At 66.7% G+C, this 23,261-nt stretch carries 29 protein-coding genes; all 29 read right to left on the bottom strand.

All coding sequences use genetic code 11. The features are described from left to right. Nucleotides 1-5: 5 nt before the first annotated feature. Entirely contained in the window at nt 6-1,829 is a 1,824-nt protein-coding gene (locus tag ACTTAG_RS16995; RefSeq protein WP_444463376.1) for a redoxin domain-containing protein, read from the bottom strand. A gap of 3 nt (nt 1,830-1,832) precedes the next feature. After that, complete coding sequence (gene msrB, locus ACTTAG_RS17000; RefSeq protein ID WP_444463377.1) at nt 1,833-2,303, bottom strand: peptide-methionine (R)-S-oxide reductase MsrB; 471 nt, start codon at nt 2,301-2,303, stop codon at nt 1,833-1,835. Nucleotides 2,304-2,390: 87 nt separating this feature from the next. Continuing rightward, nucleotides 2,391-3,356 (bottom strand): NAD(P)H-binding protein, encoded by a 966-nt coding sequence (locus tag ACTTAG_RS17005; RefSeq protein WP_444463378.1) that lies wholly within the window; start codon nt 3,354-3,356, stop codon nt 2,391-2,393. Nucleotides 3,357-3,483: 127 nt separating this feature from the next. Next, entirely contained in the window at nt 3,484-3,690 is a 207-nt protein-coding gene (locus tag ACTTAG_RS17010; protein ID WP_013068958.1) for a TOBE domain-containing protein, read from the bottom strand. A 170-nt stretch (nt 3,691-3,860) separates the two neighbouring features. Next, nucleotides 3,861-4,694: an SIR2 family NAD-dependent protein deacylase gene (locus tag ACTTAG_RS17015; protein ID WP_444463379.1), complete on the bottom strand. Its 834-nt coding sequence runs from the start codon at nt 4,692-4,694 to the stop codon at nt 3,861-3,863. 2 nt (nt 4,695-4,696) lie between these two features. After that, a complete protein-coding gene (nifT, locus tag ACTTAG_RS17020) occupies nt 4,697-4,909 on the bottom strand; it encodes a putative nitrogen fixation protein NifT (RefSeq protein WP_055213172.1) in 213 nt (70 codons plus the stop codon). Then, complete coding sequence (locus ACTTAG_RS17025; protein ID WP_444463380.1) at nt 4,906-5,259, bottom strand: nitrogen fixation protein NifZ; 354 nt, start codon at nt 5,257-5,259, stop codon at nt 4,906-4,908. The genes nifT and ACTTAG_RS17025 overlap by 4 nt, the downstream gene beginning before the upstream one ends. Nucleotides 5,260-5,262: 3 nt before the next feature. After that, a complete protein-coding gene (locus ACTTAG_RS17030) occupies nt 5,263-6,000 on the bottom strand; it encodes a 4Fe4S-binding leucine-rich repeat protein (protein WP_444463381.1) in 738 nt (245 codons plus the stop codon). Nucleotides 6,001-6,007: 7 nt separating this feature from the next. After that, nucleotides 6,008-7,501: a nitrogenase cofactor biosynthesis protein NifB gene (gene nifB, locus ACTTAG_RS17035; protein WP_444463382.1), complete on the bottom strand. Its 1,494-nt coding sequence runs from the start codon at nt 7,499-7,501 to the stop codon at nt 6,008-6,010. A 196-nt stretch (nt 7,502-7,697) separates the two neighbouring features. Further along, nucleotides 7,698-9,452 carry a nif-specific transcriptional activator NifA gene (gene nifA, locus ACTTAG_RS17040; protein ID WP_444463383.1) on the bottom strand — a complete coding sequence of 585 codons (1,755 nt, stop codon included), beginning with the start codon at nt 9,450-9,452 and terminating at the stop codon, nt 7,698-7,700. A 242-nt stretch (nt 9,453-9,694) separates the two neighbouring features. Beyond that, nucleotides 9,695-10,033 (bottom strand): nitrogenase stabilizing/protective protein NifW, encoded by a 339-nt coding sequence (nifW, locus tag ACTTAG_RS17045; protein WP_444463384.1) that lies wholly within the window; start codon nt 10,031-10,033, stop codon nt 9,695-9,697. A gap of 15 nt (nt 10,034-10,048) precedes the next feature. Next, complete coding sequence (gene nifV, locus ACTTAG_RS17050) at nt 10,049-11,194, bottom strand: homocitrate synthase (RefSeq protein ID WP_444463385.1); 1,146 nt, start codon at nt 11,192-11,194, stop codon at nt 10,049-10,051. A gap of 11 nt (nt 11,195-11,205) precedes the next feature. Next, entirely contained in the window at nt 11,206-12,366 is a 1,161-nt protein-coding gene (gene nifS, locus ACTTAG_RS17055) for a cysteine desulfurase NifS (protein ID WP_444463386.1), read from the bottom strand. A gap of 2 nt (nt 12,367-12,368) precedes the next feature. Continuing rightward, nucleotides 12,369-12,767, bottom strand: a complete 399-nt coding sequence (locus ACTTAG_RS17060) for a NifU family protein (protein ID WP_444463387.1) — start codon at nt 12,765-12,767, stop codon at nt 12,369-12,371. Between the two features lie 10 nt (nt 12,768-12,777). Further along, nucleotides 12,778-13,098 carry an iron-sulfur cluster assembly accessory protein gene (locus ACTTAG_RS17065; protein ID WP_013068968.1) on the bottom strand — a complete coding sequence of 107 codons (321 nt, stop codon included), beginning with the start codon at nt 13,096-13,098 and terminating at the stop codon, nt 12,778-12,780. Nucleotides 13,099-13,264: 166 nt separating this feature from the next. Further along, nucleotides 13,265-13,714 (bottom strand): hypothetical protein, encoded by a 450-nt coding sequence (locus tag ACTTAG_RS17070; RefSeq protein ID WP_444463388.1) that lies wholly within the window; start codon nt 13,712-13,714, stop codon nt 13,265-13,267. Then, nucleotides 13,701-14,243 (bottom strand): nitrogen fixation protein NifQ, encoded by a 543-nt coding sequence (locus ACTTAG_RS17075; RefSeq protein ID WP_444463389.1) that lies wholly within the window; start codon nt 14,241-14,243, stop codon nt 13,701-13,703. The genes ACTTAG_RS17070 and ACTTAG_RS17075 overlap by 14 nt, the downstream gene beginning before the upstream one ends. Beyond that, on the bottom strand, nt 14,227-14,532 hold the full coding sequence (gene fdxB, locus ACTTAG_RS17080; protein ID WP_444465271.1) for a ferredoxin III, nif-specific: 306 nt from the start codon (nt 14,530-14,532) through the stop codon (nt 14,227-14,229). Before fdxB ends, ACTTAG_RS17075 begins: the two co-directional genes overlap by 17 nt. A gap of 13 nt (nt 14,533-14,545) precedes the next feature. Further along, a complete protein-coding gene (locus tag ACTTAG_RS17085; RefSeq protein WP_055209295.1) occupies nt 14,546-14,743 on the bottom strand; it encodes a CCE_0567 family metalloprotein in 198 nt (65 codons plus the stop codon). 1 nt (nt 14,744) lies between these two features. Then, a complete protein-coding gene (locus ACTTAG_RS17090; protein ID WP_444463390.1) occupies nt 14,745-15,215 on the bottom strand; it encodes a NifX-associated nitrogen fixation protein in 471 nt (156 codons plus the stop codon). Next, the gene (gene nifX, locus ACTTAG_RS17095) at nt 15,215-15,694 is read right to left on the bottom strand and encodes a nitrogen fixation protein NifX (RefSeq protein WP_444463391.1); all 480 of its coding nucleotides are present in this window, start codon (nt 15,692-15,694) and stop codon (nt 15,215-15,217) included. Before nifX ends, ACTTAG_RS17090 begins: the two co-directional genes overlap by 1 nt. After that, nucleotides 15,669-17,054 (bottom strand): nitrogenase iron-molybdenum cofactor biosynthesis protein NifN, encoded by a 1,386-nt coding sequence (nifN, locus tag ACTTAG_RS17100; RefSeq protein ID WP_444463392.1) that lies wholly within the window; start codon nt 17,052-17,054, stop codon nt 15,669-15,671. The genes nifX and nifN overlap by 26 nt, the downstream gene beginning before the upstream one ends. Nucleotide 17,055: 1 nt before the next feature. After that, complete coding sequence (gene nifE / locus ACTTAG_RS17105; RefSeq protein WP_444463393.1) at nt 17,056-18,624, bottom strand: nitrogenase iron-molybdenum cofactor biosynthesis protein NifE; 1,569 nt, start codon at nt 18,622-18,624, stop codon at nt 17,056-17,058. 171 nt (nt 18,625-18,795) lie between these two features. Continuing rightward, nucleotides 18,796-19,335 carry a peroxiredoxin gene (locus ACTTAG_RS17110; protein WP_444463394.1) on the bottom strand — a complete coding sequence of 180 codons (540 nt, stop codon included), beginning with the start codon at nt 19,333-19,335 and terminating at the stop codon, nt 18,796-18,798. A gap of 153 nt (nt 19,336-19,488) precedes the next feature. Then, the gene (locus tag ACTTAG_RS17115; RefSeq protein ID WP_444463395.1) at nt 19,489-20,580 is read right to left on the bottom strand and encodes an FAD:protein FMN transferase; all 1,092 of its coding nucleotides are present in this window, start codon (nt 20,578-20,580) and stop codon (nt 19,489-19,491) included. Continuing rightward, nucleotides 20,577-21,062: a SoxR reducing system RseC family protein gene (locus ACTTAG_RS17120; RefSeq protein WP_444463396.1), complete on the bottom strand. Its 486-nt coding sequence runs from the start codon at nt 21,060-21,062 to the stop codon at nt 20,577-20,579. Before ACTTAG_RS17120 ends, ACTTAG_RS17115 begins: the two co-directional genes overlap by 4 nt. A 1-nt stretch (nt 21,063) precedes the next feature. After that, nucleotides 21,064-21,261, bottom strand: coding sequence for a ferredoxin FdxN (gene fdxN, locus ACTTAG_RS17125; protein WP_444463397.1), 198 nt, complete (start codon nt 21,259-21,261; stop codon nt 21,064-21,066). A 43-nt stretch (nt 21,262-21,304) separates the two neighbouring features. Beyond that, nucleotides 21,305-21,592 carry a ferredoxin FdxC gene (gene fdxC, locus ACTTAG_RS17130; protein ID WP_444463398.1) on the bottom strand — a complete coding sequence of 96 codons (288 nt, stop codon included), beginning with the start codon at nt 21,590-21,592 and terminating at the stop codon, nt 21,305-21,307. Nucleotides 21,593-21,609: 17 nt separating this feature from the next. Continuing rightward, nucleotides 21,610-22,917, bottom strand: coding sequence for an FprA family A-type flavoprotein (locus tag ACTTAG_RS17135; RefSeq protein ID WP_444463399.1), 1,308 nt, complete (start codon nt 22,915-22,917; stop codon nt 21,610-21,612). Between the last annotated feature and the right edge of the window lie 344 nt (nt 22,918-23,261).

The following is a 23,261-nucleotide window of genomic DNA, read 5'->3' on the forward strand; positions in this document are numbered from 1 at the left end:
ATCCTTTATCCGAAGGTGAAGGCGAAGGCCTGAACGCCGGGGGCGTCGAAGCGGATTTCAAAGAGGTGGTCGGCGACCGGACCCTTGGCGCGGTAAAGCTGATAGAGCCGGTCTTCGGTCACGATGCCCCGGCCCATGGCATCAACGTCAAGCCCGGCATCGGCGCCGGGGGGCTGGCCGTCGATCGTCACGGTAAAGGGCACCGGCGCGGCGCCGGGGGCCAGCACCAGATGCAGGTCACGGGCATGAAAGCGCATCGTCACACCGCCGCCGGGGGCCTCCAGCCGGGCGGCCTCGGCCCCCACCGTCCAGTCGCCCGCCAGCGCCCATTCGTTCAGCCGCAGATCGGTCGCGGTGTAGCGGTGCGGCTGATCGGCGATCAGCCCCTCGGCATTCAGGTTCCCGCTGGCGCGGTCATGGCCCAGATAGGTCTCGGGCGAGAGCACGTCGCGCATGTCGGCGGGGGCAGAGACACCCGCGGCCTGCACCTGCGCCGTCGTGTCGGGGGTGGCCCCGGCTTCGGCCAGAAGGCTGCGGATCACCTGTTCGGACTGCTCATAGCCCCCCTCGCCGAAATGGTGGTGGCGGATCTGGCCCTTGGCATCAATGAAGTAATGCGCAGGCCAGTAGCGGTTCGAAAACGCCCGCCACAGCGCGTAATCGTTATCCAGCGCCACCGGGTAGGTGATGCCCAGATCGCGGACCGCCTTTTCGACATTGGCGGGGTTCTTTTCAAAGGCGAATTCCGGCGCATGCACGCCGATCACCACCAGCCCCTTGTCGCGATAGGCGGCATCCCAGGCCTGCACATGCGGCAGCGCGCGCAGGCAGTTGATGCAGGAATAGGTCCAGAAGTCGATCAGCACGACCTTGCCGCGCAACTGGGCGGCGGTCAGCGGCGGGGAATTGAGCCATTGCACCGCGCCGGTCAGATCGGGCATCTGGCCCTCGACCGGCAGCGCCTCGGGCTGGCCTTTGGCGGTCATCGCGGGGCCCGCCATCATCGCGGGACCACCCGTCATGGCAGGCCCCCCGGTCATCGCGGGACCGCCCGTCATGGCAGGACCCCCCGTCATCGCGGGACCGGTCATCGCGGGGGCGGTCTGCATCACCGTGCTGCCCTCGGGGCCGAAGCGGGTGAGCAGCGCGGCTTCCAGCCGGTTGGTCGAGGCGGTCGAAAGCCGGGTCAAAAGCCCGGTATCAAGCCCCAGCGCAATCGCCGCGACACCGGCCAGAACCAGCGCGCCAAGGCCGCGGCGCAGCCCCTCGCCAAAGCCAAGGCTGCGCTTCAGCAGGGCAAAGACCCGCCCCCCGGCCAGAAGCGCGACCGCAAGCGCCGTCGCCGCCCCCGAAGCATAGGCGAACAAAAGCCCCGTCGTCGCAAGGCTCGCCCCGTTCAGCGCCGCCCCGGTCAGGATCAGCCCCAGAATCGGCCCGGCGCAGGGCGCCCACAAAAGCCCGGTGGCCACACCCAAAGCGGCCGAGCCGAAGACCCCCTCGCCCCGCCCCGAGGTGCGATTGCCAAGGGCGACGAGCGGCCGGGTCAGCCGCTCGGACAGCGCGGGGAAGAGCAGCATCAGCCCGAAGAGACCCAGAAGAAGAAGTGCGATCCCCGGCCCCCAGCCATTTGCCGTCACCGCCCAGCCGCCCCCAACGGCGGCAAGGCTGGCGACGGCGGCAAAGGCCAGCGCCATCCCGGCCAGCATCGGCAAGCCATTCGTCAAAAAGGGTTTTCCGGCACGGGCGAAGACGAAGGGCAAAACCGGCAGGATGCAGGGGCTGAGGATCGTCAGCACCCCGCCCAGCCAGGCCAGAAGGGCAAGGGTCATCGCTTACGCCTCCGGGGTGAAGGTCATCGCGACCCCATTCATGCAATAGCGCAGCCCGGTGGGCGGCGGGCCGTCCTCAAACACATGGCCCAGATGGCCGCCGCAACGGGCGCAATGCACCTCGGTCCGGGTCATCATCAGCGCGCCGTCAAGGCGGGTGCCCACCACCTCGGGGCGGATCGGCTGGTAGAAACTGGGCCAGCCGGTGCCGCTGTCGAATTTCGTCTCGGACGAAAACAGCACCTGCCCGCAGCCCGCACAGGCGAAGCTGCCCTTGCGGTGTTCCTGCTCCAGGGGGCTGGTGTAGGGATATTCCGTGCCCTCCTTGCGCAGGACCGAATAGGCCTCGGGCGTCAGCCGCTTGCGCCATTCCTCGTCGCTGAGGGTGACCTCGAAGGTTTCGGCCGCGGCCTTGTGGCCAGCCAATCCGACGGCGGCCAGACCCACCGACAGCAAAAGATGTCTCCGGTTCATGCGCTCCTCCGCAGCTTGATCCTGCAAGCCACGTAGGGCGCCAAAGGCCGCCGTCACGCGCCCGCGGCCAACGCTTTCGTGAGAGCGTTAAAAGATCGCGTGATCGCCGCGGTCATCGGCAATCTCGCCGCGCAGCATCGCGGCGACGTAATCCTCGAACCGGTCGGTGCCATATTCCGGCGTCGCATCAGGATCATAGCAGCCCTTGACCGGGTTCCACAGCAGCATCGATTCCGAGGCATAATAGCGCCCGATCTTCGCCAGCTCGGCCTTGGCGGCCAGTTTCGGGGAAAATTTCCCCAGGACCGCCAGCACGCCGACAATCGCATCCATCAGCTTCGGCGTCACATGGCGGATCTTCACGGGCTGGCCGGTCAACCGCTCCAGCATCGCCGCCTGATCCAAGGGCGTGATCGCAGGCCCCGGCCCCCCGATCGGCAGCACCTTGCGCACCTTCTCGGGGTCGTTCAGGCAGGAGGTGATGAACCGCCCCAGATCGGCATCGGAAATCGGCTTGCAGGCGGTGATCCGGCCATCGCCGAAGACCAGAAACGGCTTGCCCTTCTGCACCCGCGGGATCTGCCCGGACAGCGATTTGAAAAACGCCGTCGGCCGCACGATCGACCATTCCAAAGGCGAGCCGCGCAGCTGCGCCTCGAAGGCCAGTTTCGCCTTCTGGAAGTCCAGATAGGGTTTTTGCACGCAGATCGCCGAGAGCAGCACGAATTTGCGCACCCGCGCCTCCATCGCCGCTTCCAGCGCATGGGCATGGGCGCGGTCGTCGATCGCCCAGGCGTCGGCGGGCAACCCGGTGCGCGAGGCAAGGCAGGAGACGATCGCGGCACAGGGATGATCCTTCAGCACCCGGGCGACGGTGTCGGGATGGCTCACGTCACCCTCGATCAGCGTGCAGCCGGGCAGCTTGGCGGGATCGGTTCCGGGGCGGACCAGCGCCCAGACGCCATGCCCCGCCGCCAGCAAAGCCGCGGCGGTGGCGCGGCCGATGGTGCCGGTGCCGCCCAGCAGAAGAACACGGTATTTCAGATCGGTCATCGCAAAGCCCTCTTTTCGCGCCCGCACCTTAACAGGATGAACGGGCACGGCCAGATGCAGTTTGGCGCAGGCGCAAAGCAAGGGGGCGCAGACCCGCGGCCTGCGCCCCCCTGCCCTGATCAGGCGATCAGTTCTTGCCGACGATGACGTCGGAAGCCTTGATGATCGCGCAGGCTTCGTCGCCGACCTTCAGCGCCAGATCGGCGGCGGCTTCATTGGTGATCGAGGCGGTGACAACGGTCCCGCCGATGTCGATCTTGACATGGGTGGTGACATTGCCGGTCTCGACGGCGGTCACTTTGCCCGCCAGAATATTGCGTGCGCTGAGTTTCATCGGGGTGTCCTTTCCCGGAACGATTGAGTCGAAAATGCCAGTTTCTTGCGGCAGGGCCAGTGTTAACCTTTGCTAGCCCTTTGACAATTAGGGATAAAAATACATAACGAGCCATGCGGTGACCGCATGGCTCCTGTTCCGGCAGCGGGACGCGCCTCAGCCCGCCGACTTCAACCTTCAGGCACGGTCAAAAGATCGGTCAGCGCCGAGAGCGGCAGATCCAGACGGCGGATCTGCAGTTCTTCCAGGAACTTTTCCTCCATCTTCGTCAGCGGCCCGGGGATCACCGCAACATGCCCGGCACCCGAGCGCTTGGCGATCTGCCGGGCATAGATGCGCAACAGCTGGTCATCGAAGCGGCAACCCAGGAACAGGAACGGCCGCCCGGTGCGACGTTCACGCACCTCTTCGGGGATCGGCGTCTGGATGTCGATCTCGGTCAGCACCTCGACGTAATCGGCATCCGAGAGCAGGAAGGAAGACCCCATCCGCACCAGCCCATTGGGCTTGTAGATCAGCGATTTCCAGCCCGGATCGGCGGCGGCGACGGGTTCGCCGAAACTGTCGAAGGCAGCGGTGAAGGCCTCGGAATGCGTCCCCGCCCGGCTGATCCCCTGCACGAGGCCCCAATCGCCATCACCGGGGCCGAAGGCACGCAGAATACCCTCGTCATACCAGGTGTCGACGACCATCGGCACCCGCCGCGCGGCGAGCCAGTCATGCACCGGATTGGGCCGATCGGGGCGGCCGACGAAAGCCTTGCGCACCAGCGCATCCAAGGTCGCACGGAACTTCCGGCTTTCGATATATTGCGCCACCGCCCACAGATTGCCCGCGGCCCGGCGCGGCACCCGGACCTCGGCTTCCAGCCTGCGGCACAGCTCGGCCGTCGTGCCCGGGGCCTGCCCGCCCGACAAGGCCGAGACCTCGGGGCCAAGATAGGGGATGCGACGGCCCGCCCCCACCTCGGCCATGACGGTTTCCAGAAGCTCGATGTCGGTCATGCTCAGTCCTCGTCGGAAATCTTGCGCGCCTCGACCGTCACCGGCAGCTGCGGCGGGGTGTCGAACGCGGGCATGGCAAAGACCCAGCCATTGGCGAGCTTCGCCCAGCCGCCCCAAAGCCCGGGTTTCTCCTGTTCGACCACCATTTCCTCAAGGTCCTTTTTCGGCACATAGGCCTCGATCCCCTTGGCGGTTTCACGGATCATCACTTTCATCGGGAGAGTTCCTTTGCACTTTGCGCAAGGCTTGCGCGGGTCACGATATGGGATTGCAGCGCCTGTTCGGCCTCGCGCGCGGCAAGGGTCCCGGCGGGCTTGATTTCCTTTTCGCGCATGCCGACGATCGAGCCGCGCTCGATGAAGTCGATGGCGTAGATGTAGAATTGCGACAGGAACACGCCGATGTCGCGGACATAGCCGACATCGCCCTTTTTCACCACGATATCGCCGATCTCGAACCCGGCCATGGTGCCGTCGTTCTTCACCTGCTTGCGGGCGATCACCTTGTCGCCCGGCCGGTAGACGGGGGCGCGGTAGACCTCGATTTCACGGTCGTCGGTCGACATGGGTCACTCCTTCATATGGGCAAGCCGCTGGATCGCGGTCTCGCGGATGATGTCTTCGGCATCGCCGACGAGGCGGCGCAGCTCGTCGCGCCCGCCTTCCTCGGCGACGGTGTGGCGCACGCGGATGTCGTCATCCGTCACGAAAAGCGCGGGCCGCCGCCGCGCCGCCATGCGCCGCACCAGCGGCTCGGGGTCGGTGCGGAAGCGGTCCAGAAGCGCGGGGGCAATGCGGCGGGCCACCTCGGCGCGGACCTCGGGATCGGGGTCGGCGCCCAGCATCGGCAGCATCCCCGGCTCGGCCCGCCGGGCAACGATCAGCCGGACGTAACCGTCCTTGTCCTGCGCCATCGGCATCAGCCGCCCGGGCGGCAACCGATGCGCCACCGCAATGCGCACGGCGCGGTCTGGATCCTGGATCAGCCGTTCGGCATGCGCGGCGGGCAGGCGCAGCACCGCCATGCCGCGCACGGCGGGGTCTTCGTCGGTCAGAAGCCGCGGCAGCCGAAAGACCGAGGCCATCCGCGCCGCCTGCACCCGGGTTTCGAAATAGGGATGGCTCAGGTTTTCATCGGCCAGTTCCGGGTTGAGGGTGAAGAACCGCTCGATCCGCTTGGCGTAGCGATCGTTGAGGCAAGACCAGCCCAGCCCGCATTGCCCGCTTTCCAGCCGGTCATGGAACCGGCAGGCGCCGCAATCGAGCGCCTCGCCAGTCCAATCCAGGGGTTCGGGGCCTTCGGGCATCTGATCCTCAGGCCGTCTGGGCTTGTTTTTCGGCCATTCTTTCGCGGTAGAGCGCGAGGATGGCGGGTTCGATGTAGTCGTGGGCCCAGGTGTCGCGGGCGGTGATGCCGGCCGCGGCCAGGCCCTCGCGCGGGCAATCGCCGATCTTCGCCACCAGAACCGTGTCGATCCCCGCAAGCGCCGCGATGACCCGGTCGAGCCGGTCTTCCTCGCCGCCGCCATCGACGCAATAGTTGTCGCAGCGGCGGTGGAAGGCGAAGCGCACGCCGGTCGCATCGACCTCGAAGACCTGGAATTCGCTGGCGTGGCCGAAATGCTGGTTGATCCGGCCGCCGCCCTGGGTCGTCACCGCGACGAGGAGTTTCGGCGAGGTGGCCGCCACCGCAGCCTCGGTCGCGGCCTGCGCCGCCTCGGCCGCGGCGCGGCGGTCTTCGCGTTCGGCGCCCACCCAGTCGCGATAGGTTTCCCGCGCGGCGGGGTCGTAGACCGGGGCCTCGGGCACCAGATCAAGGGTGAATTCCTGACCGCGATCTTCGCCCAGAAGCCCCACCGCATCGGCGCGGCATTGCCGGCAATGCTTCATCAGATTGGCGCCGCCCGCGCAAGCCTCCTGCACCGCCAGAAGCTCCGCCGCGGTCGGGCCGCGCTGCCCGGTCAGGCCGAAATGCGTGCCGTGTTCGGGCGCCGAAATCAGCGGCATGATGTTGTGCAAAAACGCCCCGCGGCGTTTGACTTCCTTGTTCACCTCCAAGAGATGCGCGTCATTGATCCCGGGGATCAGCACCGAGTTCACCTTGACGAGGATCCCCCGCGCCACGAGCCCATCGAGCGCCTCCATCTGTCGCTCATGCAGGATGCGGCTCGCCTCCACGCCATAGATCCGTTTGCGGTTGTAAAAGATCCAGGGGTAGATCTGCGCCCCCACCTCGGGGTCGATCATGTTGATGGTGATGGTGACGTGATCGACATTCATCTCGACCAGCTCATCCAGATGATCGGGCAGCGCGAGCCCGTTCGAGGAGAGACACAGCTTGATATCCGGGATCTGTTCCGTCACCAGCCGGAAAGTTTCCTTTGTTTTCAGCCAGTCATAGGCGCTGTCGCCCGGCCCCGCGATGCCCAGAACGGACAGCTGCGGCACTTCATTGGCCACCGCAATCACCTTGCGCGCGGCCTCCGCAGGCGTCAGGCGTTCCGACACGACGCCGGGGCGGCTTTCGTTCGAGCAGTCGTATTTGCGGTTGCAGTAGTTGCACTGGATGTTGCAGGCGGGCGCCACCGAGACATGCATGCGCGCGAAATAATGATGCGCCTCTTCGGAATAGCAGGGGTGATCCTTGACCTTGGCCCAGGTCGCCGGGTCCATGTCTTCGGGTTTTTCCTTGCTGCCGCAGCCGGTTGCCGATCCGGTCGAGGAACAGCCGCCAGAGGCCAGCGCGGCCGAGAGGCTCTCCTTCGAGCCGATCGCCAGGGTGCCAAGGGCCACGACATTGTCCGACATGCTGCTCTCCGTTCTGGTCCCGCTTGGGTCATCAGGGATGCAGCAAGAACCGTGCCAGGCCCGCGGCGGGGCGATTGGCACAAAACCTGCGCTTTTGTCGGGAATGCGACAGGCGGGCGCGACAGGGATGCGCGAGAGGGGGGCGCAAACAAAGACCCCGGCCGAAGCCGGGGCCCGTCGCGTCTTCCTGCCGCCCTCAGATCTTGCGCAGCTCGATCTCGAATTTCTGCAGCGCATAGGCGATCTGGCGCGGCGTCATGCCCAGAAGTCGCGCCGCCTTGGCCTGCACCCAGCCCGCGCTTTCCAGCGCCTTCACCAGCTCTTCGCGGCTCAGCTGCGCGGTCTTGGTGCGCAGCTGCACCTCGTCGCGGGCGGCCGGCTCGGGCGGCGCGGCCATCGGCTCGGGCAGGGGCGTCACCGGAGCAGAGGGCGGCGGCGCGCTCACCCGGACCGTCGGCGTGATCACCCGCCCCACCGCCAGCCCGCCGATCGGCGAGGCCCCGTCCTGCAGCCGGAAAAGTTCCGCCGAGAGGCAGGCGCCCTGCCGACAGGCCAGCTCCTCGGCCAGAACGATCTCGCCATCCGAGAGCGCCGCGGCCCGGTTCACGCAGTTTTCCAGCTCGCGCACATTGCCAGGAAACTGGCAGCGGCAGATCTGGTCAAAGGCATCGGCGGCGAATTTGACATTGGTGGCGTTTTGCTTGTTGAACCGGTCGAGGAACAGCTGCGCCAGAGGCTTGATGTCGCTTTTTCGGTTGCGCAAGGGCGGCAGCACGATCGGCACGACGCAGATGCGGAAATAAAGATCGGCGCGGAACTGGCCCCGCGCGACGGCATCTTCCAGATCGCGGTTCGTCGCGGCAACGATGCGGGTATCGACCTTGATCGTCTTCGACCCGCCCACCCGTTCGAACTCGCCCTCCTGCAGCACGCGCAGCAGTTTCGATTGGAACGCCGGGCTGATCTCGCCGATCTCGTCAAGGAAGAGCGTGCCGCCATCGGCCAGTTCGAACCGGCCCTTCTTCAGCGCGGTGGCGCCGGTGAAGGCACCTTTCTCGTGGCCGAAAAGTTCCGATTCCAGAAGGGTTTCCGACAAAGCCGCGCAGTTGACGCGGATGAAGGCCCCCTTCGCGCGGGGGCTTTGGGCATGCACGGCGCGGGCGAACAATTCCTTGCCGGTGCCGCTTTCGCCGCGCAGCAAAACCGGCATCCGGGTGGAGGCCACGCGCTTGATCTGCGCCACCACCTCGGCGATGGCGGGGCTCGATCCGACGATGCCATCGAGGCTGACGGGCGCGGCCGGGCCGCGTTGCTCGGTCACCGTCTGCAGCATGCGGCGGGTGTCTTCCAGCGCGCGTTCGCGGTCGCGCGCGATGCGGCGGCGGAAGCGCAGGGCTTGCTCCAGAAGCGAGGCGACCATGGTCAGCACCCGCACATCGGCGTCGGAAAAGCCCGACCGGTTGTGGTCATGGCTGCGATAGGCGGCGAGCACGCCCAGCACGAAATGGCTGCGTTCGGGGTCGCGCAGCGGCACGGCGATGAGGGTCTGGCCCGCGTCGCGCAGCCGTTTCGGCACCGCCTCTTCGCCGAATTCGGCCGCCAGATCGAAGCTGACGAAGGGCACGCCGGAGCGAAAGACGATCCGCGCCACGGCATCGGGCAGCACATCCGAGGCAGGCGCATCGGGGCTGCGCTGAAACGCCGTCGCGGCGATGACGTAAGGGTTCACCCCAACCCCCTCGCCCGGTTCGGCCAGCAGGGCGAGCACGCCATGGCGCAGATCAAGGAAGGAGGACAGCACGTTGAAGATCTGCGGCACCTCCGCCACAGGATCGGGCGCCGCCGCAAAGGTCTTCGCGATCTCGTAAAGCGCGTCCAGCGCCAAACGGTCGGCAATCGACTGGTTCGAGCGACGACGGGGCGACGCGGGGCGGGATTGTTGATCGGTCATGCAGTCACCCCCTCAGAGGAAGGAATTTCTGCGGCGGGCGACCCGGGTCGGGGGGACTCACGCGACAGCCACCGCAGTCGGCACTTCTGCGGATGACCATAGGGCGCGGGCAGAAAAAGGCACGCCCGGAAGACGTGCCCGGCAGGCAAGTTCGGTTCATTTTTGCGAAGACACCCGGTCTATTGCGCAATTATGCGGCGATCCCGGCCCGGGGGCCGGAAAATCTGGCAGAATGCAGGCGGTCAGGATTTGATCACTTTCAGCGTGTCCAGCCCGACGAAGCGGGCCTTTTGCTTCGCGGCCTCGGTTTCGAAGACCTTGAAGACCTTTTCCTTGAGCGGTGTCGAGGCGACGAAATCGGCCTGCGCGCGCAACAGCGCATCCCGCGCGCGCTCAAAGATCCCGTCTTCGGTCAGGCCGGTCATGTCGGCGTCGCGCAGATAGGCGCCGAACCGCTTCATGATGTGCAGCCGGGAGGAGTTCAGCACCTCGCGGATCGGTTCGACGCCAAGGAAGGCGAAGATTTCCTCGGCCGAGGACAGTTTCGTCAGCGCCGCAAGCGTGGGGCTTTCGGGGGTCATCTGGATCTCCTTCGATCAGGTTCGTGGCGGCAGGCGGTCGAGCCGCGCCACCATGCGGCGCAGGTCTTCGGCCTGGACCGGGCGTTTCACCCGCACGGCATGGGCGCGCAAAAGCGGCTTCAGCCGGTCGAGCACGGTGTCGCTGGCGGGCAGGCCCGCCTGCAGCAGGGCGGCGCGCAGACCGGCGCTGCCCGAATGCTTGCCGATCACGATCTGCCGTTCGCGGCCGAAGCGGGCCGGGGCGCAGCGCGGGTCTTCGTAGGTATCGGCGCGTTTCAGGATCGCATCGACATGGATGCCGGATTCATGCGCAAAGACCATCGCCCCGGTGATCGGCTTTTGCGGCGGCAGCGCCCGGCCGGAGGCCTTGGCGACGACGGCGGAAAGTTCGGGCAGGGCGCAGAGATCAAGGCCGGTGTCGATCCCCCCGGCTTCGAGCGCCGCGCCGACCTCTTCCAGCGCGGCATTGCCCGCGCGTTCACCCAGACCGTTCACCGTGACGGAAAGATGCGTGGCCCCGGCATGGGCGGCCATGATCGTATTCGCCGTCGCCATGCCGAAATCGTTATGGGCGTGCATCTCGATCGGCAGGGAAATCCGCGCCGAAAGCTGCGCCACCAGACGGAAGGCGCCGAGTGGATCCAGCAGGCCCAAGGTGTCGGCGATGCGGAACCGGATGGCGCCTGCGGCGGCGGCGACCTCGGCCAGACGGATCAGGAAGTCGGGATCGGTGCGGCTGGCATCCTCGGCCCCGACCGAGACCTGCAAGCCGCGATCGGTGGCGCAAAAGACCAAAGCCGCGGTTTCGCGCAAGATCCAGTCACGATCGACCCGCAGCTTGCCTTCCAGCTGCGCGGTGGAGGTGGGCACGGCGAAATGCACCCGCTTCACCCCGGTTTTCTGTGCCATGTCAAGGTCGTGCATCCGCAACCGGCACCAGACGACGGGCGTGGCATGGGCGATTTCGGCGACGACGGCGCGGATCTCGGCGACCTCGGCCCAGCCCATCGCGGCGATGCCGACCTCGATTTCCGCCACGCCCGCCCGATCCAGCGCCCGGGCGATGGCTTTCTTCTCGGCGGTCGAAAAGGCCACCCCGGCGGTCTGTTCGCCGTCGCGCAGGGTGGTGTCGCAAAGCGCAAGCGTCCGGGTGGCTGTCATGATCTTTCCCTTCAGGCGGTTACGGGAACGGGGCGCAATTCGGCCAGGATCTCGGGCAGGACGGCCAGCACGCGGGAGAGTTCGGCCGCGGTGGTGTCGGCCGAGAGCGAGAACCGCACCACCCCATGCGCCGCGGTGAAGGGCACGGCCATGGCGCGGGTGACATGGCTGGGTTCCATCGCGCCCGAGGCGCAGGCCGAGCCGGTCGAAACCGCGATGCCCGCGCGGGCAAGTTTCGTCAGCACCGCCTCGCCGTCGATCCGGTCAAAGGCCACGGTGCAGGTGTTGGCCAGCCTGTTGGCGGGATCGCCCAGCACCATGCAGCCGCCGAGTTTCAGCAGACCGGCTTCGAACCAGTCGCGCAGCGTCGCGATGCGGGAGAGATCGGCGGCCATCCGCGCCGCGGCGATCTCGGCCGCGGTGCCCATGCCGACCAGCGCGGGCACGTTTTCGGTGCCCGCCCGGCGGCCGCGTTCCTGCTTGCCGCCGCGCAAAAGCGGGCGGAACGCGACGCCCTTGCGCAGATAAAGCGCCCCAACCCCCTTCGGCCCGTGGAACTTGTGACCCGAAAGCGAAAGCATGTCGATTTCGGTATCTGCGAGCGCGATCGGCAGCTTGCCCACCGCCTGCACGGCATCGGTGTGAAACAGCGCGCCCACCGCATGGGCCTCGGCCGCCAGCTGCGCCACCGGAAAGATCGTGCCGGTCTCGTTGTTCGCCCACAGGATCGAGACGACGGCCACCCGGTCCGAGAGCGCCGCCCGATAGGCCGCAAGGTCCAGCCGCCCAAGGTGATCGACCGGAATCCGATGCACCCGGACGCCCTCGGTCTTTTCCAGATCGGCGGCCAGCATCAGGATGGCCGGATGCTCGACCGCGGAAATGATGATCTCGCGTCGGCCTTCCTGCACCGCCAGGGCCGAGCGGATGGCGGTGGTATTCGCCTCGGTCCCGCCGGAAGTAAAGATGATCTCCTGTTCCGAGGCCGCGCCGATCAGCGCCGCGACCGCGATCCGCGCCTTGCGCAGCCCCAGCCCCGCCTGCGCCCCGAAGCCATGGCCCGACGAGGCATTGCCGAAATGCTCGGTGAAATAGGGCAGCATCGCCGCCACGACCTCGGGGAAAACCCGGGTGGTGGCGTTGTTGTCAAGGTAGATGGCGGGCTGGGTCATGGTCAGTGCCGGATGTCGGGGATGACGCGGAAGGGGCGGCCAAGAACGTCGGTGATGCGCTTTTGCACGCCGTAAAGGGTTTGCCCCGCCAGCATGCAGCCCGCACAGGCGCCCGAGAGATGCACGATCACCTTGGCGCCCTCGACCCGGACCAGTTCGATGTCACCGCCGTCGCGGCGGAAGGTCGGACGCATTTCGTCGATCAGGGCGCGGATGCGGGTCACCTCGTCTTCGGCGGCATCCACCGCGGCTTCGGGGGGGGCCACCTGCGCGACCTTGGCGAAGCGTTCGCGCAGCGCGCTGGCATCGGGGGCGGTGCCCCCCGCGGCCCGACGCGCGGCGGCAGCGGCGGCGGGCGGGGGCGCGGGAAGCTTGGTGTCGTCATCTTGCATGTCGCGCATCGCTTTCCCCTCAGCAGAAGGATTTGCCGCAGCCGCAGGCGCTTTTGGCGTTGGGGTTGTCAAAGGTGAACCCGGCGCCTTCGAGATTGCTGACAAAGTCGATCTTCGTCCCCTCGATATGTTCGCGGGTCAGCGGGTCGATCAGCACGGTGACCTCGCCAAAGGTCAGGCTGGCATCGTCGGGCTGGGCTTCCAGCTCCAGCGCCATGCCGTATTTCAGCCCGGCGCAACCGCCTGCCTGCACCATCAGGCGCAGCCCGGCAACGGGTTGACCGGCGCCCTCGATGGCGGCCTTGATCGCTTCCTGGGCGGGTTGGGTGATCTCGATCATGACGCTCTCCCCTGTGATGCGTTCATCAGACATGCAGCAAGAAGCGTGCCAACCCGACATGGCATGTTCAGCAAGCTTCGGGCCGGGATCGGGGACAGGAACGCAAGTTTCGGGCCGACATTGAGGGATTCCCGACAGAGCCCGAGGGGGATTGTCGCATCGCGGCTCAGTCGTCCTCTCCGGCCTCGACGCGGGCCAGAAGCCAGGCGCCGCCGAAACGGTCGGTCGGGTCCAGCGCCGCGGCCTTGGCCAGCACCTGCCGCGCCAGATCGCGCTGCCCGGATCGCGCGGCGGAATAGCCCAGCCCGATCAGCGCCTGCAGATAAAGCCCCGGGGCAAAGTCATGCGCGGTGAAATCGGCGTCACCCGGGCGCACCAGCGCGGGATCGGGCGGCAGGTTCAGCCGCAGCGCCGCCAGCCGCAAGACGGCCTTTGCCTGCGGCACGGCGGCGGCGTAATCATGGGTGAAGAAGTAAAAGCGATAGGCCGCCAGCCGAACCTCAAGATCCTCGGGCGCGGCGTCCAGCGCGCGGGCGATCACCTCGGCGCTGGCGGCGGTGTCGGACCGGGCGCCCTCGGCCCCGGCCAGAAGCCGGGCCGGATCAATCGGGGGCAAAGCAGGCGGCCCGTTCGTCGCAATCGTCGCAAGAGGGCGAAAGGCACAGCGAAAACGCCGCATCCGAACAGATCTGCCGGTAAAAGAACTTCTTCCAGCGCATGTTGCGGGCATTGGCGGCGGCGAGGCCGGGCAGGAAATGCGCGATCATCCCGCTCAGCCAGGGCCGCGACGGCAGGCCAAGATCTTCCCACAGATGCCGCGTTTCCATCGACCGCCGGGCCAAGATCGCGGCCAGCCAGCGCGCCTCGGGCGTGGCAACGCCTGCCCGCCACAGGATCAGCGTCTCGATCGCCTGCTGATCGGGCCCCGCTTCGGGGCGGGGCAGGTCCAGATCGGGCAGCTCGAGGCCCGGCGCGAAGCGATCGCGCAGGGCCGCCAGATCCGCGCCCGAGAGCCCCAGCCGCGCCGTCAGCGGCCCGAGCCCCGAAGCGCATTCGCGCAGGCCATGGGCCAGGATGAAGCCGATGGCCTCGGCCGGGATCACCGGCCCCGGGCCTGTCGCGAAAGGATCAGGAAAGTGCAGCATGGGTCTGGCATTCCGACGGGCAGACCCGGGCGCAGGCGCCGCAACCGATGCAATTGTCGGCTCCGGTCAATGCCATGACTTTCTTGACGATTTCGTCCTCGACCTCGTCCCATTCATCGGTGCCCGGCGCCACAACCTGACCATCCTCGGTCAGCCCGTGCAGGCTCATCACGTCGCGGCCGCAGACCTTGTAGCAACGGCCGCAGCCGATGCATTTCTGCTCGTCGATCTTCATCAGGTAAACGGGTGTGTATTCCGCGCCCCCGCGGGTATAGGCAACAGTCGGCATCATTTCGTCCTTGTCATGCTTGCTTGGCAGCTTTGAGCGCCTTGCGGGCTTCGTCCAGATCCTTGAAAATCTGCCAGGTCGCCTCGGCCACTTCGGGGATCTTCTGCCAGTCGGTCGGCAGTTCCTCGGACAGGTCGTGCAGGTTCATCTTGGCATCGGTCGCGCGCAGCGACAGCTTTTTCACCCGGGCTTCCAGTTCTTCCAGCGTCATCTCAGGCCCTCGCGGCTTCGGGGAATTCTTCGATCGTGGCGACGGCGCTTTCGACCAGCTTTTCGCCCGCCTCGGCCAGTTTCGCCCAGGTCTCGAAGCCGAAACGGTGCACATCGCGCAGGTGTTTCGACACGACGACGAGCTTGCCCGCGATCAAGACGACGCGGCCGAAGCCCTCGTGGTGCATCTTCTGCATCTGGCTCGCCATGCAGCCGGTGCGCTTTTCAACAAGCAACCCGATGGCGTCATAGAATTTCGTCATCCGCCAGATCAGTTCCGGATCCGGGTCGCCGATGATCGGCATCGAGCGGCGTTCCTCGGCGGTGACGATGAACTCGCGCAGGATATCCGCATTCGTCTTGTCGTCCCACAGCCCATGGCTGTCCTCGGCGCGGATCACCGCAACCAGCTGTGCCAGAAACGGGCTCTCCACCATTTCGCCGCCGCGGGCGGCATCCAGCGTCATCGTCATCAGACCTCTTCCTCTTCGAAATCGGCGGTGAAATCGGGTTTTTCCCAGGTGCCCAGCACCTTGCGCAGGAAGGGCGGCGGGGTGCCGTTCAGCATCACCTGCACCTGTTCGATCACGGCCGAAATCGGCTCGGGCTCCTTGCGCTTGATCGGATGCATCCCCGCCCGCACCATCCGCGCAGCCGAGGGCCCGCCGACGGCCAGCGCAAAGACCAGCGTGCAGCCCGCCAGCGCCTCAAGCTTCGGACCGATCCGGTCCTCCAGCTCGTCATGGCGGCCCTTCTGGTCGGTGGCCGAGGAAAACTGATGCACCTCGACGAAACGGGCGCCGGTCTTCCAGACCTCGTAGACGGCGATCTGCCGGGCCGAGCCGAAATGCGCGTCAAGATTTTCCAGATCGTTCGAGGCGATGGCGACGCGCAGCGGCTTCTCGCCGGGGGCGGGGCCTGCCGGCTCAACAAGGCGCAGGGTGCGGGACATGGTCAAACTCCTGAGGGATGGGGGCTGCCCCGAAATCCTCGGGGCGGGGGCTGTGATGGATCGCCTGCATCGCATTGGCGATTTCGAAGAAGAACGACCGGGTGCCGCGATAGCCGACGCGGCAGGCATCCTGCGCGCCGATGCGGTCGAAGATCGGAAAACCCACCCGGACCAGCGGCAGGTGCAGCGCCTCGGCGGCATGGCGGCCGTGGCTGTGGGTGATCAGGATCTGCGCGCCCGCCTGCTTGGCGCCGCGCTCGACATCGCCCAGATCGCCCAGAATGACTTCGGCGCAGGGCATCTTTTCCAGCACTGCGGAATGCTGCGTCGTCGTCACCGCGGTGACGATCTCGGCCCCCATCGAGACGAGCGCGGTGGACAGGGCAAACATCAGATCGGGATCGGCGCCGATGGCAACGCGCAGACCGCCGGTGAAGAAATGCGCATCAAGCGCCGCATCCATCATCCGCGCCCGGTCGCGCTTGATCGAGGGCGGCGGGTCCTGCATCCCCGACAGTTCCATCAGCACGCGAACAAAGGCATCGACGGCCTTGAGGCCGGTCAGGCTTTGGAAGACGTGATAGGGGACCAGCGCGCGATCCTCGATCATCTGCGCGGCGGCGCGCATCTGCTCTCCAATCGCCAGGGTGACGGCAGAGCGGGGAATGCGGGCGATGTCTGCCAACGACGTGCCGCCGAGCGAATGGCCCGACCAGTCATCGGACAGATGCCCGTCGAGCGAGGTAGAGAGATCCGGCAGCACGATCGGCGACAGGCCAAAGGCGCGGATCATCCGCACCGCCTCGTCGATCTCCGCGGTGGTGAAATAGCTCGGCACCAGCAGCGTCACCTGCCGCAGGTCGGGGTCGCGCTCGGTCGTCACCGGGACCAGCGCCGCGACGATGGCCTCGACCGCCTTCGCCCAGCCGTCCTGTTGACCGCCCTCGAAATCCGGGGTGGCGGCATGGACGACCGCGGTCCCGGCCCAATCCTTGCGCCGGGCCTGCATCGCGCGCAACTCGCCCGCGATATCCTCGCCGCGGGTCTCGGTCAGCGCGGTCGAGGCGATGCCGATGAACTTCGGTTTCGCCCGCTTGCGGATGTTGTCGATGGCTTCCTCGATCTGCTCGCCGCCGCCAAGGATCGTCGTCACCTCGTTCATAGCGGTGGTCTGCAGCGGCACGGCTTCCTTGAAATGGCGCACCAGATGCACCAGCCCGAAGGCGGTGCAGCCCTGCGCGCCGTGGAACAGCGGCACGGCGCCCTCGATGCCCAGATAGGCCATGGCGGCGCCAAGGGGAGCCGAGGTCTTCAGCGGATTGGTCGAAAGGGCGCGGCGGGGATGGGTCAGCACGGCCATGTCAGCAATCCTCGAAATCGGTGGCGGAATTGGTCATCGCGGCCAGATCGGGGACGATGGCGGCTTCGGGCGCAGCGGCGGCGGCCTGTTGCGGCACCAGAACCGGGGCCCGGCCCATCGGCGCGGCAATGCCGGTCACCGGGCAGGCGCCCGCGGGGGCGGGCACGACCGATCCGGCGAGCGGCGTGTCCCAGGGCGCCGGGGCGCGCAGATCCGCCCACATCGGGTTGTTCACCGACCGGTCGATGGCGCGGACCAGATCGACCATGCCCATATACCCGGCATAGGGTTCGTGCTTTTCCTGATTGACATCGACCCAGGGCACGAGGGCTTTCAGGGCGACGAACTGCGACCGGCCCCCGGACAAAAGCACATCCGCCCCGGCATCGCGCAGCATCTGATACATCTCGCGCGGGGCCATGTTTTCATACATGTGCTTGTCGTCGCCCATGATCTCGATGACCCGGTCGCGGTCATTGTCGGTCGCCTTGCGCATCGAGGTGCCGACGACCTCCATCCCCAGTTCCTGCAGCGCCGAAACCACCGACCAGGACTTGTGCCCGCCGGTGTAAAGCAGCACCCGACGGCCTTCGACGCGCGGACGGAAGGGGTTCAGCGCCGCCCAGGCCTTGGCCTCTTCGCGGGCGATCAGCGCCTCGCAGCGGGTCAGAAGATCCTTGGGCGCGCCCTGCTCGACCAGCATCCGGCACATGGTCCGCAAGGATTGCGAGGTGTCGGAAATGCCGTAGAACGAGCCCTCGAAATAGGGGATGCCGTAGCGCTCCTGCATCTTGCGCGCGACATTGATCAGCGCCTGCGAACAGACGAGCATCGTCACCTTGGCTCGATGCGCCATCGCCACCTGTTTGTAGCGCGCATCGCCCGAGATCGCGCCCAGAATGCGGATGCCCAGCTGATCCAGCAGCGGCTTGACCTGCCAGAGTTCACCCGACAGGTTGAAATCGCCGATGATGTTGACATCGTAAGGCGTCACCGTCTCCGGCTCCAGCGTGCCGATGACGTGATCCAGAAGCGCCTCACCGCCCAGCTTGTTGCCGAGGTTCTTCGACCCCGCAAAGCCCGGCACGTTGACCGGAATGCAAGGCGTGCCCCATTTCGCGGTGGCCGCCTTGCAGACCGCATCCAGATCATCGCCGATCAGCGCCGTCACGCAGGTGGCATAGACGAAGACCGCGGCGGGGTTTTCCGCCTCGATCACCTCGCGGATGGCGCGGTAGAGCTTCTTCTCGCCATGCCCCATCACGATGTCGATTTCCGACAGATCGGTGGTGAAGCCCTTGCGGTAAAGCTCCGACCCCGAGGAAGCCGAGGAGCGGTTGTCCCAGCCGTTCGACCAGCAGGCGGCGGGGGCATGGACAAGGTGGGCGACATCGACAATCGGCTGCAGCGCGATCATCGCACCGTCAAAGGCGCAGCCACCGGCCGCCGCCCCGGGGGTGAGCTGCTTGGTGCAGCCCTTCTTGCGCAGAACATCGGTCTTGGTCGAGTTGGTGGCACAGCCCGGCTCGTTCAGGACGGCGGCGATTTTCGACTTCAAGGCTTCGGACATGGTGCTTCCCCCTGTTACAGGGGATCAAGCAAGCAACGTGCCAGGTGAAACGGCCCGGTTTTTGCAGCATCGGGGCCGGGTTTGGAGCATATCCGACAAATTGTCGGACCCTCCCCGCAACAGAAAAGCCCCGCCGGTGGGGCGGGGCTTTCGGAACCTCTGTCGGAGCGCTCAGGCGGCTTTCGCGGTCTTCAGCCAGGCCAGAACGTTTTCCGGGCTGGAGACGCCATAGGGGTCCTCGGGGCAGTTGTCCATCAGGCCGGGCTCTTCGAACCAGGCCTCGATCACGCCATTCGTCACGATGGCGGCATAGCGCCACGAGCGCAGCCCGAAGCCCAGATTGTCCTTGCGCACCAGCATCCCCATGCGGCGGGTGAATTCGCCCGAGCCATCGGGGATCACCTTGACGTTTTCCAGACCCTGCGCCTTGGCCCATTGGTTCATCACGAAGCTGTCGTTGACCGAGAGGCAATAGATCGCGTCGATGCCATTCGCGGCGAACTCCGGGAAGCCCTTTTCAAAGCCCGGCAGCTGATAGGTCGAGCAGGTCGGCGTGAAGGCCCCCGGCAGCGAGAACAGGATCACCCGCTTGCCCGCGAAGTAATCGGCGGTGGTCATGTCCTGCCAGCGGTAGGGGTTCGGGCCGCCGACGCTTTCGTCGCGCACGCGGGTGTGAAAGGTCACGTCGGGCAATTTGCTGTTGGTTTTCATCGGTCTCTCCTGTCCTGGGTCGAGCCCCGGATCGGGGGCCCCGAAAATTCTTCGCCGACGGGGTAGCCTGATCGTCGCTGCGCCGCAATATGGAATCGTTCCAAGTCCAGAATGTGACAGGCGCCGTCGGGCAAGGCCCGTGCCAAAGCCCGTTCAGCCCGCGGGACAGACGGGAATTGCCACATCCTTGGGCAGATCGACAACGGTGATCGGGGCGGGAAACCCGCCTGCGACGGGCTCAAGCCGGTCCATCATCGCGGGGGTGACCAGCATCGTGCCGTCATCGGTGATCATCAGAACCGCCGTCACCCCCATCTGCGCGGCGATCCGCGGCCAGTCCTGTTCGCCGGCCACGCACAGCGCCGTGGCCGCGGCATCCGACAGCGCGCCGCTGTCGGACAGGACCGAGACCGACACGATCCCCTGCATCGGCCGGGCCGTGCGCGGGTCGATGATATGGGAAAAGCGGATGCCACCCTTGTCGAAGTAGCGTTCGTAATTGCCCGATGTGTGCAGGGCCTCGCCCGGGCGCAACGAAACGGCCGCGACGACGCCCCATTCGAAGGGATCGCGGATCGCCACCCGCCAGGGCCGCGACCCGGCATCGCCCAGAACCTGCACGCCGCCGCCCGCATTCAGCACCGCATCGGTGATGCCCGCAGCGGTCAGATCCGCCGCAGCCAGATCCAGCGCCGCGCCCTTGGCATAGGCGCCCAGATCCAGCTGCACCGCGGGATTGGACGAGCGCACCGTGGTTCCCGCAATCGTCAGATCAGTCATTTTCGGATGGCCCGCCAGAAGCTTCGCCACCACCGCCTCGGCGGGCGGATCGCCCTCGGGCGGGGTGTCGGCGTGAAAGCCCCAGGCCTCGACCATGCCGCCCACGGCCGGGTCGAAGAGCACGTCCGAGCGGCAGGCAAGCGCCCTGCCCTGTTGAAGAAGCTGCGCCAAACCGGGATCGACGTCAAAGCTTTGCCCGGCGGCAATGGCTTCATTCAGGCTTTCCAGCGCGCCCGGGGCCCAGGCGTGCCAGTCGCGGTGCATCTGCCGGAAATGCGCCCCCACCCGGGCCATCGCATCGCGGGCCTGCGCCTCGGGGACATCATGGGTTTCGATCTCGACCAGCGTGCCGAAGACGTAAAAGGTTTCGCGAATGTCGGGCGCAGGCGCGGTCAGCAACCGCAGCCCGCCCGCCAGCCCCAGCGCCGCCGCAAGGCCAAGACCAAGGGCGACGCGGCGCCTCATGGCTGCCGCCCGGGGGCGGGATGCACGGCCAGCACCCGCAGCGCGGCGGTGAATTTCGCGCGCCGCTCGATCCAGATCATCGGCACGAAGGCAAGGCCCAGCGCCGCCAGCGCCAGCCCCGCGGTTTCGGCATCGGAAAAGCCCGCCGCGGCGGCCCCGGCCATCGCGCCCACAAAGGCCAGCGCCGGCACAAGATAGACGATCCCCGCCGCCGCCAGAAGGCTGTTGCCGGGGACCGAGACCTCGACCTCGTCCCCCGCCGCCACCTCGGCCCAGGCGGGCCGCGCAATCGCCAGCGTCTCGGCGCGCGTCATCGCGGCCAGCGCCTTCGTGCCACAGCCCTTTGCCTGCGCACAGGCGGCACAGCCCGACATCCGGTCTGCCACGACGACAAGCCGGTCCGCCTCGACCGCCAGCACCCGCAGTCTTTCGCGCAGGTCCCGCAGCCCCGTCCCGTCCCCGTCGTCGCGGCAGCCGGTCATCTTACGCCACCGGGTTGATGCAATTGTCGGTCATGCAGGCGTTGACGCATTGCGGCAGATCATGCTCGCCCTCGCATTCGGTGCAGGTCTCGGCGTTGATCACATAGACGCCTTTCTTCGGCGAGATCGCATTGGTCGGGCAGACCGGTTCGCAGTCGCCACACGAGGTGCAGAGTTCGGGATCGATCTTCATGGCCATGGCTGGTTTCCTTTCCTGGCAAATGGCTTGGCTTCGTTTCGTTTCAGGCGGGGCGGACCTTGACGGCGCCGCCCAGCACCCGGCATTGGCAGGCCAGACGGTCATCCTTGCCGCCCAGGTTTTCTTCCAGCACCCGCATTTCCAGCGCGGTGGGTTCCGACAGGTTCTCGGCGCCTTCGAGGATATGGGTCATGCAGGTGCCGCATTCGCCCTCGCGGCAGCCGTAGGTGATGCCCGAGCCGACCTTTTCCGACATCTCGATGATCCGGGTTCCGGTGGGCACGTTGACCGTGATCGAGACATCGGTGAACGTCAGTGTGGCCTTGTCCATGGTCCGTCCTTTGTTCTTCAGCGCGCCGCGATTTCGGCAAAGTCGACCTCGCGGGGCGCGGCCCGGCCGGTCAGGTGATCGGCAAGGCGGCGCCCGAAGGCCCGCCCCTCTTCCAGTTCCGCCGCGGAAGGGTGCAGCTTCACCCGCAACCCCGGTTCCGGCAGACGCATCTTCAGCCCCTGCAGGCGGGTTTCGACCAGCCGCACCGCCTCGCCCGACCAGCCATAGGAGCCGAAGGCCGCCCCCAGCTTGCCGCGGGTTTCGATATCGACCAGCGCCGCCAGCATTTCCCAGATCGTGCGCACCGCATCGCCATTGATCGTCGGCGTGCCAAGCGCGATGCCGTCGGCCTCCTCGATCAGATCGAGGAAGGGGGTGATCTCGCCGCCCTCAAGGTCGAACAGAGACACCCGCACATCGGGGCTTTCGGCGGCGCCGTCATGGATCGCCTGCGCCAGCTGCGCGGTGGCGCCGTAAGCCGAGACGTAAAAGATCAGCAGGGTCTTTTCGCTGCCGGTTTCCGAGGCAAGCCGCGAGGAAATCAGCCGCCGCGTATGGGTCAGATAATCGCGCGGATGGCTGCGCAGGATCGGGCCATGCGCGGGGGCGATGATGCCGAAGTCGAGCGGCTCGATCAGGTCGAGCGCCTGCGCCACGAAGCTGCGGAAGGGGCGCATGATCCGGTCGAAGTAATATTCGAACGAAAACCGGAAATCGCCGACAAGGTCGTTGAACAGCCGCCCGTCGCAATAATGGCTGCCAAACAGGTCACAGGTGAACAGCACCCGTTCCGCCGCCAGCCAGGTGCATTGCGTGTCGGGCCAATGCACGAAGGGCGTGGTGAAAAACTGCAGATCGCGGTCACCCAGGCTGACCGATTGCCCGGTGGTGACGCCCTTGATGTCATAAAGCTCGAACTCTTCCTTCAGCAGCGCCCGCAGCATCGGCAGGCCGCGGGGCGAAAGCCGAACCTGCGCCTGCGGCGCGCGGCGCAGAAGTTCGGGCACGGCGCCGGTGTGGTCGGGCTCCAGATGGTTCAGCACGATCAGCCGGATTTCGTCATAGCGGGCCACGGCTTCGAGCCGGGCAAAGAACTCGCCCGCGAATTCGGCCTTCACCGTGTCGATCACCGCCACGCCCGCACTGCCGCGCACGGCATAGCTGTTGTAGGTGGTGCCATTCGCGGTTTTCAGGATCACGTCGAAGCTGCGCAACCCCGGATCAAGCGCGCCCACCCAATGCACGCCGGGCGCCACCGCAACAGGGCCCGAGGGGCCGTCAAGGCGGGGCGCGGCAGGGCGGATGGTGAAAGGCGGGACGGACAAGGGGGTGCTCCTGTGGACGCGGGCGGGCCGCACCGAAGATACAGCAAGTTGCGTGCCAAGTGCGAAGGCCCAAGGAAACAGGGCTGCGCGGCCGCAGCCCGACACAAGCGAGGGGGCGGCCCCGACAAATTGTCGGGAATCCGACACTGATGCGAAACGCACCGAAACACGGGAAAATCTTGCTCTCGAAGCCGTGATCGGCGTGGTTTTCCGCCGAAATCGGCCTTTTGTGCGGACGCGGCGGTGGCGCTCACATCTTTATCGCGGGCGCGGGGGCGGATGCGCGCGCGGGCACGCGCGGGGCCGGGGGCGCGCAAGGGCCGGGGGTGGTCCCCGCCCCGCTT

This window comes from Rhodobacter capsulatus, assembly GCF_052363185.1.
GTDB lineage: Bacteria > Pseudomonadota > Alphaproteobacteria > Rhodobacterales > Rhodobacteraceae > Rhodobacter > Rhodobacter capsulatus_E.